Annotated in this window: 14 protein-coding genes and 1 tRNA gene; 14 read left to right on the top strand and 1 reads right to left on the bottom strand. The window is 74.7% G+C overall.

Annotated features, from left to right (window positions below; genetic code table 11):
- Nucleotides 1-66 precede the first annotated feature (66 nt).
- The gene (locus ACI789_RS23930) at nt 67-678 is read left to right on the top strand and encodes a pseudouridine synthase (RefSeq protein WP_457012052.1); all 612 of its coding nucleotides are present in this window, start codon (nt 67-69) and stop codon (nt 676-678) included.
- On the opposite strand, the gene ACI789_RS23925 is transcribed toward ACI789_RS23930, so the two are convergent.
- Nucleotides 675-1868, bottom strand: coding sequence for an ROK family transcriptional regulator (locus ACI789_RS23925; protein WP_457012051.1), 1194 nt, complete (start codon nt 1866-1868; stop codon nt 675-677). The genes ACI789_RS23930 and ACI789_RS23925 overlap by 4 nt on opposite strands.
- 78 nt (nt 1869-1946) lie before the next feature.
- Between ACI789_RS23925 and xylA the strand changes: the two genes are divergently transcribed.
- From xylA to ACI789_RS23860, 13 genes are all read left to right on the top strand, one after another.
- Nucleotides 1947-3134, top strand: a complete 1188-nt coding sequence (gene xylA, locus ACI789_RS23920) for a xylose isomerase (protein ID WP_457012050.1) — start codon at nt 1947-1949, stop codon at nt 3132-3134.
- Between the two features lie 3 nt (nt 3135-3137).
- The gene (locus ACI789_RS23915; RefSeq protein WP_457012049.1) at nt 3138-4559 is read left to right on the top strand and encodes a xylulokinase; all 1422 of its coding nucleotides are present in this window, start codon (nt 3138-3140) and stop codon (nt 4557-4559) included.
- Entirely contained in the window at nt 4556-5464 is a 909-nt protein-coding gene (locus ACI789_RS23910) for an aldose 1-epimerase family protein (RefSeq protein ID WP_457012048.1), read from the top strand. The genes ACI789_RS23915 and ACI789_RS23910 overlap by 4 nt, the downstream gene beginning before the upstream one ends.
- An 80-nt stretch (nt 5465-5544) precedes the next feature.
- The gene (locus ACI789_RS23905; protein WP_457012047.1) at nt 5545-6636 is read left to right on the top strand and encodes an MBL fold metallo-hydrolase; all 1092 of its coding nucleotides are present in this window, start codon (nt 5545-5547) and stop codon (nt 6634-6636) included.
- A 113-nt stretch (nt 6637-6749) separates the two neighbouring features.
- Complete coding sequence (aroH, locus tag ACI789_RS23900; RefSeq protein WP_457012046.1) at nt 6750-7112, top strand: chorismate mutase; 363 nt, start codon at nt 6750-6752, stop codon at nt 7110-7112.
- Between the two features lie 37 nt (nt 7113-7149).
- A complete protein-coding gene (gene cmk / locus ACI789_RS23895; RefSeq protein WP_457012045.1) occupies nt 7150-7839 on the top strand; it encodes a (d)CMP kinase in 690 nt (229 codons plus the stop codon).
- Nucleotides 7836-9185, top strand: coding sequence for a ribosome biogenesis GTPase Der (der, locus tag ACI789_RS23890; RefSeq protein WP_457012044.1), 1350 nt, complete (start codon nt 7836-7838; stop codon nt 9183-9185). The genes cmk and der overlap by 4 nt, the downstream gene beginning before the upstream one ends.
- 79 nt (nt 9186-9264) lie before the next feature.
- On the top strand, nt 9265-10146 hold the full coding sequence (locus tag ACI789_RS23885; protein WP_457012043.1) for an alpha/beta fold hydrolase: 882 nt from the start codon (nt 9265-9267) through the stop codon (nt 10144-10146).
- Nucleotides 10147-10222: 76 nt separating this feature from the next.
- Nucleotides 10223-10296, top strand: a tRNA-Pro gene (locus tag ACI789_RS23880).
- A 362-nt stretch (nt 10297-10658) separates the two neighbouring features.
- Nucleotides 10659-11504 (top strand): mycofactocin-coupled SDR family oxidoreductase, encoded by an 846-nt coding sequence (locus tag ACI789_RS23875; protein ID WP_457012042.1) that lies wholly within the window; start codon nt 10659-10661, stop codon nt 11502-11504.
- 80 nt (nt 11505-11584) lie between these two features.
- Complete coding sequence (locus tag ACI789_RS23870; protein WP_457012041.1) at nt 11585-13369, top strand: sigma-54-dependent Fis family transcriptional regulator; 1785 nt, start codon at nt 11585-11587, stop codon at nt 13367-13369.
- Between the two features lie 123 nt (nt 13370-13492).
- Nucleotides 13493-15214, top strand: a complete 1722-nt coding sequence (locus tag ACI789_RS23865) for an FAD-dependent oxidoreductase (RefSeq protein WP_457012040.1) — start codon at nt 13493-13495, stop codon at nt 15212-15214.
- A 26-nt stretch (nt 15215-15240) separates the two neighbouring features.
- Nucleotides 15241-15705, top strand: coding sequence for a nuclear transport factor 2 family protein (locus tag ACI789_RS23860; protein WP_457012039.1), 465 nt, complete (start codon nt 15241-15243; stop codon nt 15703-15705).
- The last annotated feature ends 120 nt before the right edge of the window (nt 15706-15825 follow it).

Genomic DNA, 15825 nt, shown 5'->3' with positions numbered 1-15825 from the left:
GGGGGGGGTGGGGGGGAGCGGGGGGGGCGCGGGGGCGGGTGGGGGGGGCCCGCGGGGAGGGGTGGGGTGGGGGGGAGGGGGGCCCCCCCCCCCCGGGACCGGAACGCCGGCGACGGCGTCCGCATCGAGCTGCGCGACGACCGGGTCACCTACGCGCTCAACAAGCCCGCCGGCGTCATCACCGCGATGAGCGACGACCGCAACCGGCCGACCGTCGGGGACATGATCGGCGACCTCGCGCCGGGGCTGGTGCACGTCGGCCGGCTGGACCAGGACACCGAGGGCCTGCTGCTCGTCACGAACGACGGCGAGCTCGCCCACCGGCTGGCCCACCCCTCCTACGAGGTGCGCAAGACCTACCTCGCGCAGGTGTCGGGCTCCATCCCGCGCGACCTGGCCCGGCGGCTGCGCCAGGGCGTCGAGCTCGAGGACGGCCCGGTGAAGGTCGACTCGTTCCGGGTGGTCGACACCCACGCCGGGCAGTCGGTGGTCGAGGTGGTCCTGCACGAGGGCCGCAAGCACATCGTGCGGCGGCTGCTGGCCTCCGTCGGGCTGCCGGTGTCGCGGCTGACCCGCATCGCCGTCGGCCCGGTCAAGCTGGAGCGGATGCGGGTCGGTTCCATCCGCCGGCTCACCCGCGCCGAGGTCGGCGCGCTGCAGGAGTCCGTCGGGCTCTAGCGGGTCAGGCCGGCCGGGTCGGCCAGGACGCCGGACAGCGCGCGCAGCGCCGCGCCGGTGGCCCCGGCGGCGGGCGGGGCGGACGCGGCCTCGATCGTCGGCCGGCGCCAGCGCGCCGAGAGCACCCGGGCGGCGAGCAGCTCCTCCACGCCCGGGCGCAGCAGGTCGGCCAGGGCGCCCAGGTACCCGCCCAGCACGACGGTGGGGATGTCGAGGACGTTGACCACGCCGGCCAGCGCCACCCCCAGCGCGCGCACCGCCGACCCCAGGGCGCGGACGGCGTCCGGGTCGCCGTCGGCCACCCGGGCGGCGAACGACCCGGCCGGCGTGTCGAGGGGCAGCCCTGCCGCCGCCAGCAGCGCGTGCCGCCCGGCGTACTGCTCGAGGCAGCCGGTGGAACCGCACCGGCACGGCGGGCCGGCGGGGTCGACGCACACGTGCCCGACCTCCCCGGCCCACCCGGCGTTGCCGGTCATCACCTGCCCGCCGAGGACGGCGGCCCCGCCGATGCCGATCTGGCCGGACAGGTAGAGGAAGTCCTGGCGTCCCGGCCGGCCCGGCGCGGTCTCGGCGACCGTGCGCGCGGCGAGGTCGGCCTCGTTGCCGAGGACCGGGCGCAGCCCCGCCGGGAGGGAGGCGGCGAGCAGGTCCGCCGGACGGACGTCGGACCAGTCGAGGGTGGGCGCGCGCAGCAGCAGCTCCTCGTCGGTGCGGACGATCCCGGGCAGCGCCAGCCCCGCGCCCACGAGCACCCGGTCGGAGGGCATCCCGGCCAGCAGGTCGCCGGCCAGCTCCCCGAGCCGGGCAAGCGTGGCCGCCGGGTCGCTGCCGCCGAAGTCGCCGTCCTCGACGGCCTCGGCGACCACCCTGCCGCGCAGGTCGACCACGCGGGCGGCGAGCAGCCCAGCGTCGGCCTGCAGCCCCAGGGCGGCGACCCCGGAGCCCGGGAGCAGCGGCGTCGCCGGCCGGCCGGGCCCGGACGCCGGCACCCGCTCGGCCTCGTCGAGCAGCCCGCCGGCGACCAGCTCGTCGACCAGCCGGGAGGCGGTCGCGCGGGTCATGCCGGTGGCGGCGGCGATCCCGGCCCGGGAGACCGGCTCCGGAGCTGCGCAGACGGTGCGCAGCACCAGCGCGAGGTTGGCCGCGCGCACCGTCGACTGGCGCGCGCCCGCCGGCCGGAGAACGGTCACCTCTTGAGGTTAGCCGCGCCCGTGCTTTATGTTCTACTGCAAAACAAATCCCTCTCGCCCCTCCGGAGGAACCCCACCATGAGCGTGCAGCCCACCCGCGAGGACAAGTTCTCCTTCGGCCTGTGGACGGTCGGCTGGCAGGCCCGCGACCCGTTCGGCGACGCCACCCGCGACGCCCTCGACCCGGTCGAGAGCGTGCACCGCCTGGCCGAGCTGGGCGCCTACGGCGTCACCTTCCACGACGACGACCTGATCCCGTTCGGCAGCGACGACACCGCCCGGGAGAACCACGTCAAGCGGTTCCGGGCGGCCCTGGAGGAGACCGGCCTGGTCGTCCCGATGGTGACCACCAACCTGTTCACCCACCCGGTGTTCAAGGAGGGCGCGCTCACCGCGAACGACCGCGACGTCCGCCGGTTCGCGATGCGCAAGGTCATGCGGAACATGGACCTGGCCGCGGAGCTGGGGGCGTCGACCTACGTGCTGTGGGGCGGCCGCGAGGGCGCCGAGGTCGACACCGCCAAGGACCTCAAGGCGGCGCTGGACCGCTACCGCGAGGGCATCGACACCCTCGCCCAGTACTCCGAGGACCGCGGCTACGGGCTGCGCTTCGCCCTGGAGCCCAAGCCCAACGAGCCGCGCGGCGACATCTTCCTGCCCACCATCGGCCACGCGCTGGGCTTCATCTCCACCCTCGAGCACGCCGACCTGGTGGGCCTCAACCCCGAGGTCGGCCACGAGCAGATGGCCGGGCTGAACTACACCCACGGCATCGCGCAGGCGCTGTGGCAGGGCAAGCTGTTCCACATCGACCTCAACGGCCAGCACGGGCCCAAGTACGACCAGGACCTGGTGTTCGGCCACGGCGACCTGCTGTCGGCCTTCGCCACCGTCGACCTGCTGGAGAACGGCTTCCCGTCGGGCGGCCCGCGCTACGAGGGCCCGCGGCACTTCGACTACAAGCCGCTGCGCACCGAGGACGTCGACGGCGTGTGGGCCTCGGCCGCGGCCAACATGCACACCTACCTGCTGCTCAAGGAGCGCGCGCAGGCCTTCCGCGCCGACCCCGAGGTGGCCGAGGCGCTGGCCGCCGCCCGCGTGGCCGAGCTCGCCGAGCCCACCCTGGCCGACGGCGAGTCCTACGAGGACCTATTGGCCGACCGCTCGGCGTTCGAGGACTTCGACGTCGACGCGGCCGCCGCCCGCGGAGCCGGCGTGGTGCGGCTGTCCCAGCTCGCGCTGGAGCACCTGCTCGGGGCCCGCTGACCCATGGCGGCTCCGACGCTGGTCGCCGGCATCGACACCTCGACGCAGGCCTGCAAGGTCGTCGTCCGGGACGCCGGGAGCGGCGCGCTGGTCCGCGAGGGCCGCGCGCCGCACCCGGACGGCACCGAGGTCGACCCCGCTGCGTGGGAGGCGGCGCTGGAGCGGGCGCTCGCCGAGGCCGGCGGCCTGGACGACGTCGCGGGCGTCGCCGTCGGCGGCCAGCAGCACGGCATGGTCTGCCTGGACGAGGACGGCGCGGTCGTGCGGCCGGCGCTGCTGTGGAACGACACCCGCTCCGCGCCGGCCGCCCGCGAGCTGATCGCCGAGCTCGGCGACGGCGAGGCCGGGCGGCGGGCGTGGGCGGAGGCGGTCGGGCTGGTGCCGGTCGCGTCGTTCACGGTCACCAAGCTGCGCTGGCTGGCCGAGTCCGAGCCGGCCAATGCCGCGCGGACGGCCGCGGTGTGCCTGCCGCACGACTGGCTGACCTGGGTGCTCGGCGGCCGGCAGGGCTTCGACACCCTGGTCACCGACCGCGGCGACGCCAGCGGCACCGGCTACTGGTCGCCGGCCACCGGGGAGTACCGGCTGGACCTGCTGGAGCGGGCGCTGGGCCGCACCGCCGTCGTCCCGCGGGTGCTGGGCCCGGCCGAGGCCGGCCCGAGCACCCCGGGCGGCGCCGTACTGGGGCCGGGGACCGGGGACAACGCGGCGGCCGCGCTCGGCCTGGCCGCCGAGCCCGGGGACGTCGTCTGCTCGATCGGCACCTCCGGGGTGGTCTCGATCGTGTCCACCACCCCGGCGGCCGACCCGACCGGCACCGTCGCCGGGTTCGCCGACGCGACCGGCCACTTCCTGCCGCTGATCGCCACGCTCAACGCCGCCCGCGTCCTGGACGCGACCGCCCGGCTGCTCGGCACCGACCACGACGGGCTGTCCCGCCTGGCGCTGTCCGCCCCGCCCGGCGCCGGCGGGCTGGTGCTCGTGCCGTACCTGGAGGGGGAGCGGACGCCGGACCGGCCCACCTCGACCGGCGCGCTGCACGGGCTCACCCTCGCCACCGCCGACCCCGCGCACCTGGCCCGCGCGGCGGTGGAGGGCCTGCTCTGCGGGCTGGCCGACGGTCTGGACGCCGTCGCCGCCACCGGCACCCCGGTCCGCCGGGTGTTCCTGGTCGGCGGCGGCGCGCGCTCGGAGGCGGTCCGCCGGATCGCCCCGGCCGTCCTCGGCGTGCCGGTGCTGGTGCCGCCGCCGGGGGAGTACGTGGCCGACGGCGCCGCTCGCCAGGCCGCCTGGGTGCTGGCCGGCGGCGAGGCTCCACCGGACTGGCCCCGCCCCGGCACGGAGGTGTACGAGGCCGACCCGGTGCCGGCGGTCCGCGAGCGCTACGCCGAGGTCCGCGACCTCACCGCGGAGCGGGTGCGGTGATCCCGCCCACCGGGGAGCAGTTCGTCCTCCGCTGCGGCGACGCCGAGGTCACCGCCGTGGAGGTCGGCGGCGGCCTGCGCACGTACCGGGTGGGGGACCGGGAGGTGCTCGACGGCTACTCCGTCGACGAGCCGGCCCGGTTCGCCACCGGGCACGTGCTGGCGCCGTGGCCCAACCGGCTGCGCGACGGCGTCTACACCTGGGACGGCGAGGAGCACCGGACGCCGGTCACCGAGCCCGAGCGCGGCACCGCGATCCACGGGCTGGTGCAGTTCGTCTCCTGGCGGGCGGTCGAGCGGGCCGAGGACCGCGTGGTGCTCGAGCACCTGCTCTTCCCGCGGCCGGGGTACCCGTTCACCCTGCGGCTGCGGGTCGGCTACGAGCTGTCGGCGGCCGGCCTGCGGGTGACCACCACCGCCACCAACGAGGGCGCCGACGCGCTGCCGTACGGCGAGGGCCACCACCCGTACGTGCTGGCCGGCCCGCGGCTGGACGACTGCACGCTCACCGTCCCGGCCGCGACGATCCTGCAGACCGACGACCGGGCGATCCCCACCCGCGCGGTGCCGGTCGAGGGCAGGCCCTACGACCTGCGGGCCGGACGCCGGCTCGGGGACCTCGTCGTCGACTCCTGCTTCACCGACCTCGCGCGCGGCGCCGACGGGCTGGCCGAGGTGCGGCTGGTCGCCCCCGACGGCCGCGGCGTCGCGGTCTGGGCGGACGCCGGCTACGGCTACCTGCAGCTGTTCACCGGCGACGTGGTGCCCGAGCCGCGCCGGCGGCGGGGGCTCGCGGTGGAGCCGATGACCTGCCCGCCCAACGCCTTCCAGACCGGCGAGGCGGTGCGGCGGCTGGAACCGGGGGAGTCCACGTCGGGCTCGTGGGGGATCCGTCCGCTGGGCTGACGCCCGGGCCGCGGGTTTGACACCCTCCGGGGTCGCTCGGACCCTGGAGCCGCCAGACGCCGTCCGTCCGGGGAGCCCCGATGACCGCCGAAGGTCCCACCCGTCGCGCGTTCCTCCACCGGTCGTTCCTGACCGGCGCCTCCGTCGTCGGCGGCTCCGCGCTGGGCGGCGTCCTCGGTGCCGCGCCGGCGACGGCCGACGCGGCGCGGCAGCCGCTGCCGGCCACCGGGACCGCCCTGGTAACGCTGGGGACGGCCGCGGGGCCGGCGGTGCGCAGCCCGCGGCGCGGTATCGCCAGCGCGGTCGTCGTCGACGGGCACGTGTACCTGGTCGACTGCGGGCTGGGTGTCGTGCGGCAGGCGGTGGAGGCGCAGCTGCCGCTGTCCGAACTGCGCGCCGTCCTGCTGACGCACCTGCACTCCGACCACGTCGTCGAGCTGCCCGGCGTCCTGCTCTTCAACTGGGGCGCCCCCGTGAACGGCTTCACCCGTCCCTTCCGGGTCCTGGGGCCGGGGACTGCCGGCGCGCTGCCCGAGGGGGCCGAGGCCGTCGTCACCCCGGCCACTCCGGGCACCCGGGAGACCGTGGCCGGTGTGCTGGGCGCCTTCGCCTACGACGTCAACATCCGCGTGTACGACGAGGCCCGCCCGCCGCTGGACGACCTGGTCGTGGCGGAGGACATCGAGCTGCCCGACGAGGTGGCCGCCGGCCCGCGCGGTCCGCTCGCCCCGCCGATGGCCCCGTTCGTGGTGTACGAGGACGAGCGGGTGCGGATCCTGGCGGCGCTCGTCGACCACCCGCCGGTGTGGCCGTCCTACGGGTTCCGCGTCGAGACCCCGCACGGGGTGATCGCCTTCTCCGGGGACACCGCCGAGCACCCCAACGTCGTGGAGCTCGCCCGCGGGGCCGACGTCCTCGTCCACGAAGCGGTCTTCCTCGACTTCTACCGGGACAACCCCGACTACACCGAGGAGTTCATCGACCACCTCGCCCAGAGCCACACCGCGCCGGAGGGCACCGGCCGGGTCGCGGCGGCGGCCGGTGCCGGGCACCTCGTCCTCAGCCACCTGGCCGGCGTGGCGACCGACGAGCAGTGGGCATCGGCCGCCCGCACCACGTTCGACGGCCCCGTGACGGTGGCGAGCGACGGGCAGGTCTTCCCCGTGCCCTGACCCGGGCACCCCGCGTCCCCCGGGCGCGGCCGGAGGGCGGTGGCGAGCGCTACCTAGACTCGACCGAGGGGCGCGGCGACCCGCGCCCTCCTGGTCGAACGAGGAGAGTGGTAGTGGCCGTCCGAGCCATCCGTGGCGCGACCCAGGTGGACGCCGACAAACGGGAGCTGGTCCTCGACGCGACCCGCGAGCTGGTCGCCGCGGTGATGGAGCGCAACCAGCTGCAGCACGACGACGTGATCAGCATCCTGTTCACCGCCACCCCCGACCTGGTCTCGGAGTTCCCGGCGCTGGCCGCCCGCGAGCTCGGGTTCGGCGACGTCCCGCTGATGTGCGCCACCGAGATCGACGTCCCGCACGCGCTGCCGCGGGTGCTGCGGCTGATGGCCCACGTGGAGACCGCCCGGCCGCGCGCGGAGATCCAGCACGTGTACCTGCGGGGGGCCGTGGCGCTGCGACGGGACATCGCCCAGTGAGCGGAGCGAACGTGCTGCGGAGCAGCGGGAGAACACAGTGAGCGCCGACTTCCGGGGGCAGATCACCCTCGACGGGCCGTCGGGGACGGGGAAGTCCAGCGTCGCCCGGGCGGTGGCGACCCGGCTGGGCGCGAGCTACCTCGACACCGGGGCGATGTACCGCGCGGCGACCGTTGCCGTCCTGGACGCCGGGGTCGACCCCGAGGACGCCGAGGCCGTGGCCGCCGTCGTCGCCAGGGCTAAGATCGAGGTCGGGACGGCGGCCGACACCGAGCTGGTGCAGGTCGACGGCGTGGACGTCGCCGTCCGGATCCGCGGCGCGGAGGTGACCCGCGCGGTGTCGGCGGTCTCGGCGGTCCCCTCCGTGCGCCGCCGGCTGGTCGACCAGCAGCGCGCGCTGGTGGCGTCGGCCGAAGCCGTCGTCGTCGAGGGCCGCGACATCGGCACCGTCGTCCTGCCCGACGCGACGCTGAAGGTGTACCTGACCGCCGCGCCCGAGGCTCGCGCACAGCGCCGCGCCGCCCAGCTGGGCCTGACCACCGCCGACGAGATCGCCGCGCTCGCCGCCGACCTGCGCCGCCGCGACGAGTACGACAGCAGCCGGGAGGACAGCCCGCTGCGGCCGGCCGCCGACGCGGTCGTCGTCGACAGCACGCACCTCGACCGCGAGGGCGTCGTCGACCGCGTGGTGGAGCTGGCCCACTCCGCGCTGGGGGCGCGACGGTGACCGTCGAGGGGAACGGCGCCCCGCTGCCTGTCGTGGCGATCGTCGGGCGGCCCAACGTCGGCAAGTCGACGCTGGTCAACCGCATCCTGGGCCGCCGCGCCGCGGTGGTGCAGGACGTGCCCGGCGTCACCCGCGACCGCATCTCCTACGAGGCGCTGTGGAACGGCAAGCGCTTCACCGTCGTCGACACCGGCGGGTGGGACCCCAAGGCCGCCGGCCTGGGCGCGTCGATCAGCCGCCAGGCCGAGTACGCGATGAAGACCGCCGACGTCATCGTGTTCGTCGTCGACAGCTCGGTGGGGGCCACCGACACCGACCTGTCCGCCGCCCGCATCCTGCGCCGCAGCGACCGTCCGGTGATCGTCGTGGCGAACAAGGTGGACGACGAGCGCAGCGAGGCCAACGCCGCCGAGCTGTGGTCGCTGGGCCTCGGGGAGCCGCAGCCGGTCAGCGCGCTGCACGGCCGGGGCAGCGGGGACCTGCTGGACCTCGTGCTCGACGCGCTGCCCGAGGCGCCGCGCGAGCAGCCGGAGGAGGGGGGCCCGCGCCGCGTGGCGCTGGTGGGCCGGCCCAACGTCGGCAAGTCGAGCCTGCTCAACCGGCTGGCCAAGGAGGAGCGCTCGGTCGTCGACTCGGTGGCCGGCACCACCGTGGACCCGGTGGACTCGATCATCACGCTCGGCGGCGAGGAGTGGCGGTTCGTCGACACCGCGGGTCTGCGCCGCAAGGTCAACACCGCCAGCGGCATGGAGTACTACGCCAGCCTGCGCACCGAGGCCGCCATCCAGGCCGCCGAGGTCGCCGTCGTCCTGCTCGCCGCCGACGAGGTGATCAGCGAGCAGGACCAGCGGGTGATCAGCCAGGTCGTCGACGCCGGCCGCGCGCTGGTGCTGGCGATCAACAAGTGGGACACCCTCGACGAGGACCGCCACGCCCAGCTGGAGCGGGAGATCGAGCGCGACCTGGCCCGGGTGAAGTGGGCGTCGCGGGTCAACATCTCCGCCGCCAGCGGGCGTGGGGTGAACAAGCTCGCCCAGCACCTGCGGGAGGCCCTGGCCTCCTGGGAGACCCGCGTGCCCACGGCGGAGCTCAACACCTACGTGCGGGCGCTGGTGCAGGAGACGCCGCCGCCGGCCCGCGGCGGCCGCGCGCCGAAGATCAAGTACGTGACGCAGGCCGACGTCCGGCCGCCGCGGTTCGTCGTGTTCTCCACCGGCTTCCTCGAGGCCGGCTACCGGCGGTTCCTGGAGCGCAAGCTGCGCGAGCGGTTCGGCTTCCACGGCACGCCGATCGAGATCTCGGTGAAGGTCCGCGAGGGCCGGGGGAGCGAGCGGCCGAAGCGCTGAGCCCGGCGCCGATGAGTCCGGCCTCCGGCGGCGGTCTGAGGGACGACAGTCCCCTCGCAGCCCACCCCGGAGGCCGGCCATGACCGCAGCGCAGACGCACACCCTGGACGTCCCGGGTGCCGTGCTCACCTACGACGTCCGCCCCGGCCCCGGGCCGGTGCTGCTGATGGTCGGGTCCCCGATGGGGGCGGCCGGGTTCGGCACGCTGGCCGGCTACTTCCCGGACCGCACGGTCGTCACGTACGACCCGCGGGGTGTGGAGCGCAGCCGGCGCACGGACGGCGCGGACCGGTCCACGCCCGAGGAGCACGCCGACGACCTGTCCCGGCTGATCACCGCGCTGGACGCCGGGCCGGTCGACGTCTTCGGCAGCAGTGGGGGAGCGGTCAACGCGCTGGTGCTGGTGGCCCGGCACCCGGAGCAGGTCCGCACCCTCGTGGCGCACGAGCCGCCGGCGATCGTGGCGCTGCCGGACGGGGAGACGGCGCTGGCCGCGACGCGGCACGTGGACGGAACCTACCGGCGCAGCGGCTTCGGCGCGGGCATGGCGGAGTTCATCCGGCTGGTGGGCCACCGCGGGCCGGTGCCGGCGGACTGGGCGGCCACGCCCGCGGACCCGGCGGCGTTCGGCCTGCCCACCGAGGACGACGGCTCGCGGGACGACGTGCTGCTCGGGCAGAACCTGATCTCGTGCACCACCCACGAGCACGACTTCGCCGCCCTGCGCGCGGCGTCCACGCGGATCGTGGTGGCGGTCGGCGCCGGGTCCGAGGGCCAGCTGGCCCGCCGGGGCGGGGAGGCCGTCGCCGAGCGGATCGGGGTGGAGCCGGTCGAGTTCCCCGGCGACCACGGCGGCTTCCTGGGCGGCGAGTACGGCCAGACCGGGGAGCCGGAGGCGTTCGCGGCCGCGCTGCGCCGGGTCCTGACCGACGCGGACGCCCCGGTCACGGCGCGCGGCTGACCTCCGGGTCAGGGCGCGGGAGCGGTGCGGTAACCTACCTCCTGCAGCGATCGGGCGGCGGAAGCCGACTGACGCTCGGGCTGTAGCGCAGCTTGGTAGCGCACTTGACTGGGGGTCAAGGGGTCGCAGGTTCAAATCCTGTCAGCCCGACAGAGCGCATCTGGGGCCGTGTCCGGAGAGATCCGGACACGGCCCCTGAGCGCGTCTCCAGGCGCGCCGACCACAGTTCTCGACCACAGTCGGGCCGCCCTCACTGGTCGAGGACTGCGCTGAGGGTGGCCATGGCCTCGCGTGCCACGTCCGGCGAGACGTGGCCGTACACCCCTACCGAACCGCGTCAACCGAAGTCGGGTCAGTCCCGAGTCCACATCGGCGGACGTGGCCGCCGCCGGTCGGGGCGGGAACTCACGTTTCCCGGTCGGTGGCGGTGTGCCAGAACGGGTCACTCGGTCCTGCCTCGATGGTGGTGTCCTTCACAGGTCGTTGGACGACGCTCGCTGAGGAGGACCGACATGGGTCGGATGGACGGCAAGGTCGTGCTCGTCACCGGAGCGGCCCGGGGACAAGGTCGGGCACACGCACAGCGGCTGGCCGCCGAAGGCGCCGACATCATCGCCGTGGACCTGGCCGGGCCCGTGGACACGGTGACCTATCCGCCGGCCAGTCCCGATGACCTCGCCGAAACGGTGCAGGCGGTCGAGCGGCTCGATCGACGGATCGTGGCCCGTCAGGCCGACGTGCGCGACACCGAGGCGCTGGCCGCTGCGGTGCGAGCGGGGGTCGCTGACCTGGGCCGGCTGGACGGGGTGGTGGCGAACGCCGGGATCCTCAACGCCGTCAAGCCGTCGTGGGAGCTGGACGAGCAGGACTGGCAGACGATGCTGGACATCAACCTCACCGGTGTCTGGCACACCACCAAGGTGGCGATCCCGCACCTGATCGAGCAGGGCGAGGGCGGGTCGATCGTGCTGATCAGCTCCACCGCGGGGCTGCGCGGCATCCCCAACATCGCGCACTACAACGCGGCCAAGCACGGCGTGCTGGGGCTGCAGCGCACGCTGGCCAATGAGCTCGCCGAGTACCGCATCCGGGTCAACTCGGTCCACCCGACCAACGTGCGGACGACGATGATCGAGAACGAGTCCAGCGCGCGCATCTACCGGCCTGACCTGGACGACCCGACCTTCGACGACGCGATCCCGGCGCTGGCGAAGATCAACCTGTGGCCGGTGCCGTGGGTCGAGGTGGAGGACGTCGCCAACGCCGTCCTCTTCCTCCTCTCCGACGAGTCGCGCTACATCACCGGCGTCGCGCTCCCGGTCGATCTCGGGATGAGCCAGAAGTACTCGGGGGCCTGACCGACCGCGGGGCCCTGTCGCCTGCCGGACGCCCGTGCCAAGGTGGGCGCCGCGCGCTCGATGACGAGGGCGGAGGTGCTGTGACCGGGTTCGATGCCCTGACCGCGGAGGGGCTCTACCAGCTGCGGCGGGCTCGTGACGAGTTCCTGGCCGGCGGTCTGCACGGACGCACGCCACCGGGTCTGCCGGCCGAGCTGGCCGCGGCCTGGCGGCGTGCGCTCTTCTACGGGGTGCCGCCGGACCTCGCCGCGGTGCCGCGTGTCCCGGGACCGAGGCACCCCTCCCTGGTCGCCGCGGCCTCCCCGGTGCTGGAGCGGCTGAGTGACAGCCTGTCGGGAGCCGGTCTGGCGGTGGTGCTGTCCGACGCCCGCGGCCGGGTGGAGGCGGTCCAAGCGCAGCGCCACGACGTGCGCAGACACCTCGAGCGCATCGACACCGGCCCGGGAGCCGATCTCTCCGAGACGACGACCGGCCTCAACGGCATCTCTGCCGTCGTCGAGAGCGGTCGGTCGGCTCTGGTCCGCGGCCCCCAGCACGTCCTGGGGCTCTACCAGGAGACGGCCTGCGCCGGGGCCCCGATCCGGGACCCTCTCGACCACCGGCTGCGCGGGGTGCTCACCCTGGTGTGCGGTCTCGAGGTCCCGCCGGTGCTGCTCTCCACGTTGGCCGACACTGCGGCCGCCGCGATCGAGCGCGAGCTGCTGCACCACACCGAGCCACGGGAACGCGTGCTGCTCGATGCCTTCCTCCCGGAGCGGGCCCGCACGCCTGCTGTGCTCGCCTTGGACGGGCGGACCCGGATCGTCAGCGACCCGGCGGGATCGCTGCTCGTCGACCCCGATCTCGAGCTCCTGGAGGACGTCGCCGCGACTGCGGTGAAGGACGATCGGCTGGGCTCCGACGTGGTCCTCCTGCCGGGGAGCGGCGCTGTCGCGCGGGTGCGCGAGGTCCTGCACGGGGGTGTCGTGGCCGGAGTCCTCGTCACGCTGGACCCGCCGGAGGTACCGCACCCGCGCAGCGCCGACGCGACGTCGCCGCCGGTCCTCGACCCGACCCCGCTTCCCGGACTGAGCGGCCGTTCCGCGGCGTGGCAGGCGGTCCTCCGACGGGCCGAACGCATCGGAGATGCCCGGATCCTCGTCGTGGCCGGCGAGTGGGGCACGGGTCGCGGTGCGCTCGCGCGCGCCATCGGCGTCCGGCAGGGACGACGTGTGGTCGAGTTCGACGCCGCAGACGTCTACGCGGATCTCCGTCGCCCCTGGCTCGCCGACCTCGCCTCGGCGTTGCAGGACGACGTGCTGGTCGTCATCCGCGGTGCTGACTCGCTCCCGACCCGGACGGTGGTCGCCGTCCGGGCTCTCCTCCACCGTCCCCTGGGCGGCCGGGTGGCCCTGACGGGTGTGATGGACGGCGGCCGTCCCTGGCACCTGGACCTGGTGCCGGCCGCCGGGGCCGAGGTCGTCGAGGTGCCGCCCCTCCGAGATCGCACCGGGGACGTCGCGGAGCTGGTCGCGGTCCTGTCCGCACGGCAGTCGCCCGACAGGAGGCCGCTCCGGCTGGCTCTCGATGCGGAGACGGCGCTGCGTCGGTGGTCGTGGCCGGGCAACATCGCGGAGCTGCGGGCTCTGGTCTCACGCCTGTGTGCGGAGGTGGGCAGCCGGCGCCCGGTGACGTCGGACGATCTGCCGGAGGAGATGCGCCGCGTCACCCGCGTCTTCACGGGACTGCAGCAGACGGAGCGGACGGCCATCCGCGCGGCGCTGCGGGCCCACGCGGGGAACCGGTCACGGGCGGCGGAGGCACTGGGCATCGGCCGCTCCACCCTCTACCGCAAGCTCCGCTACTACGGACTGGAGGAGGCCTGACCCACACCCCGTGGCGCCGCCTCTGTGCAGGCGCGGACCGGTGTGCCAAACCGGGACACCTGTTGCGCGGTGACCGGCGTCACGCTGCTCCTGTCGGACCACACCCGAGACTGCGAGGTGCTCATGTCCATCCCCCAGCAGGCGCGGCCATCTGCGTCTGAGACCACCGGGTCGAGCCCGGTCCGCGAGTCCGCCACTCCGGTTCCCGACGACCGTGCAGCGGACGCGGTCGCGGACGTCGTCGTCGTCGGTGGCGGGGGTGGAGGACTGCCCACAGCCTTGTTCAGCCGCTGGCTCGGCAACGAGGTCGTGCTCCTGGAGAAGGCCGACGAGCTCGGTGGCACGGCTCGCAAGGCCGCCTTCTGGTACTGGGTGCCGAACAACGAACCGATGCGAGCCGCGGGCATCGTCGACGACGAGGCCGACTTCCTGCGCTACGTCGCCCGGCTGGCCCGGCCCACCGCCTACGACCCGGCCTCACCGACGCTCGGACTGTCGCAGTGGGAGTACGACATGTGCCGGGCCATCTACGCCAGCGCCTCACCAGCGGCCGAGCTGCTCGCCGAGAAGGGCGCGCTGGAGTACCGGCACTGCGCCGACGTCCCGGACTACTGGTCGGAGATCCCCGAGGACAAGACCCCCACCGGCCGGGTGCTGGTCCCGCGTGGCGCACGCGAGTCGATGTCCGACGGTGGCGTCGTCGGCGTGGAGTCGATGAGCGCCGCGGCCCGGCGCGACGGGGTGGACATCCGCACCGGCCACCGGGTGCAGCGGCTCGTCGTCCGGGACGGCGCGGTCGTCGGCGTCGAGGCGACCACCGCGGACGGGCGCACCCACCGGATCGCCGCGCGCAAGGCCGTCGTCTTCGCCACTGGCGGGTTCACCCACGACGTCGACCTGCGGCGCAACTTCCTGCACGCGCCGGTCTACGGCGGCTGCGCCGTGACCACCAACGAAGGCGACTTCCTGGCGATCGCCGCGCCGGTGGGTGCGCAGCTGGGGAACATGAACTACGCCTGGATGTGTCCCATCCCGCTGGAGCGGGCGGTAGCCCGGGACCCGGGGATGATCGGGATGTTCTCCGTCGCCGGCGACTCGATGGTGTTCGTGGACAAGACCGGCCGGCGCGTGGTGAACGAGAAGCTCCAGTACAACGAGCTGGCGCAGAAGTTCTTCGTGTACGACGGGGAGCACGGGGAGTACCCCTACCTGGTGCTGGTCCAGATCTGGGACCAGCGCAGCCAGGAGCACTCGGCCAGCGACGAGTACGGCCGCCTGATCGTCCCGCCGGGCGTCGATGACTCCCACGTCATCCGGGGCGAGACGCTCGAGGAGCTCGCCGACGCCGTGGCCGAGCGGCTCGACCGGTACAGGGGCGTCACCGGCGGGCTCGCGCTGCACCCCGACTTCGTCGTCAACGTCCAGCAGACCATCGAGCGCTTCAACGGTTTCGCCGCTCGGGGCGTCGACGAGGACTTCCACCGCGGGGAGAAGCCGATCCAGTTCGTGTTCAACGGCCCCGTCAAGGAGGAGCCTGGTCGGGCCAACCCGACGATGTGGCCGATCAGCGACCGGGGCCCCTACTACGCGGCCCTGGTGACCGGCGGGACGCTCGACACCAAGGGCGGACCGCGGACCAACACCGACGGGCAGGTCCTCGACGACACCGGGACCCCGGTCCCCGGCCTCTACGGGGTCGGCAACTGTGTCGCCTCGGCGTCCGCGCAGGCTTACTGGGCGGGCGGGGCGACGCTCGGCCCGATCATCGCCTTCGCCCACCGGGCCGCACAGGCCGCCGACCGTGAGCCGTCCCGCGAATCGTCCACCCAGCTCACCACGGCCTGACGCCGTCTCGCGAGAGGAGCCCTGACATGGCGATCACCCTGCAGACGATGACCGACGAGCAGCGCAAGTCCGTCGCGCTGGAGTACCTCAAGGCGTTCGACAATGCCGGGACGACGTCGACCGGCGGCAGCATCCTGGACCTGTTCGCCGACGACGCCCAGGTCATGTTCCCCAAGTGGGGGCTGGCCACGGGCAAGGAGCAGATCGGGCAGCTGTTCGCCGACATCGGGGGGACGCTGGCCTCGATCCAGCACCACTACGCCGAGTTCACCTGGATCTTCTCCGGCTCGGACCTCGTCGTCGTCGAGGGCACGAGCCACGGCGAGCACAAGGACGGGCCGTGGCGGGCCGGGGTCCCCGAGTGGGGCGCCGGACGGTGGTGTGACGTCTTCGAGATCCGCGACTTCCTGATCCAGCGGTGCTTCATCTACCTCGACCCGGACTATGCCGGTCAGGACACCGCCCGCTACCCGTGGCTGGACCGCGGCTGAGATCACCGTCGCAGCGGGGGGGGGGGGGGGGGGGGGGGGGGGGGCGGGGGGGGCGGGGCGGGGGGGGGGGGGGGCGGGGGGGGGGGGGGGGGGGGGGGGGGGGGCGGGCCGCCTACTCCT

It is taken from the genome of Geodermatophilus sp. SYSU D00965 (assembly GCF_054050075.1).
Note: the sequence above shows the minus strand (reverse complement) of the source record. Positions and strands in the feature narration are given on the sequence as shown.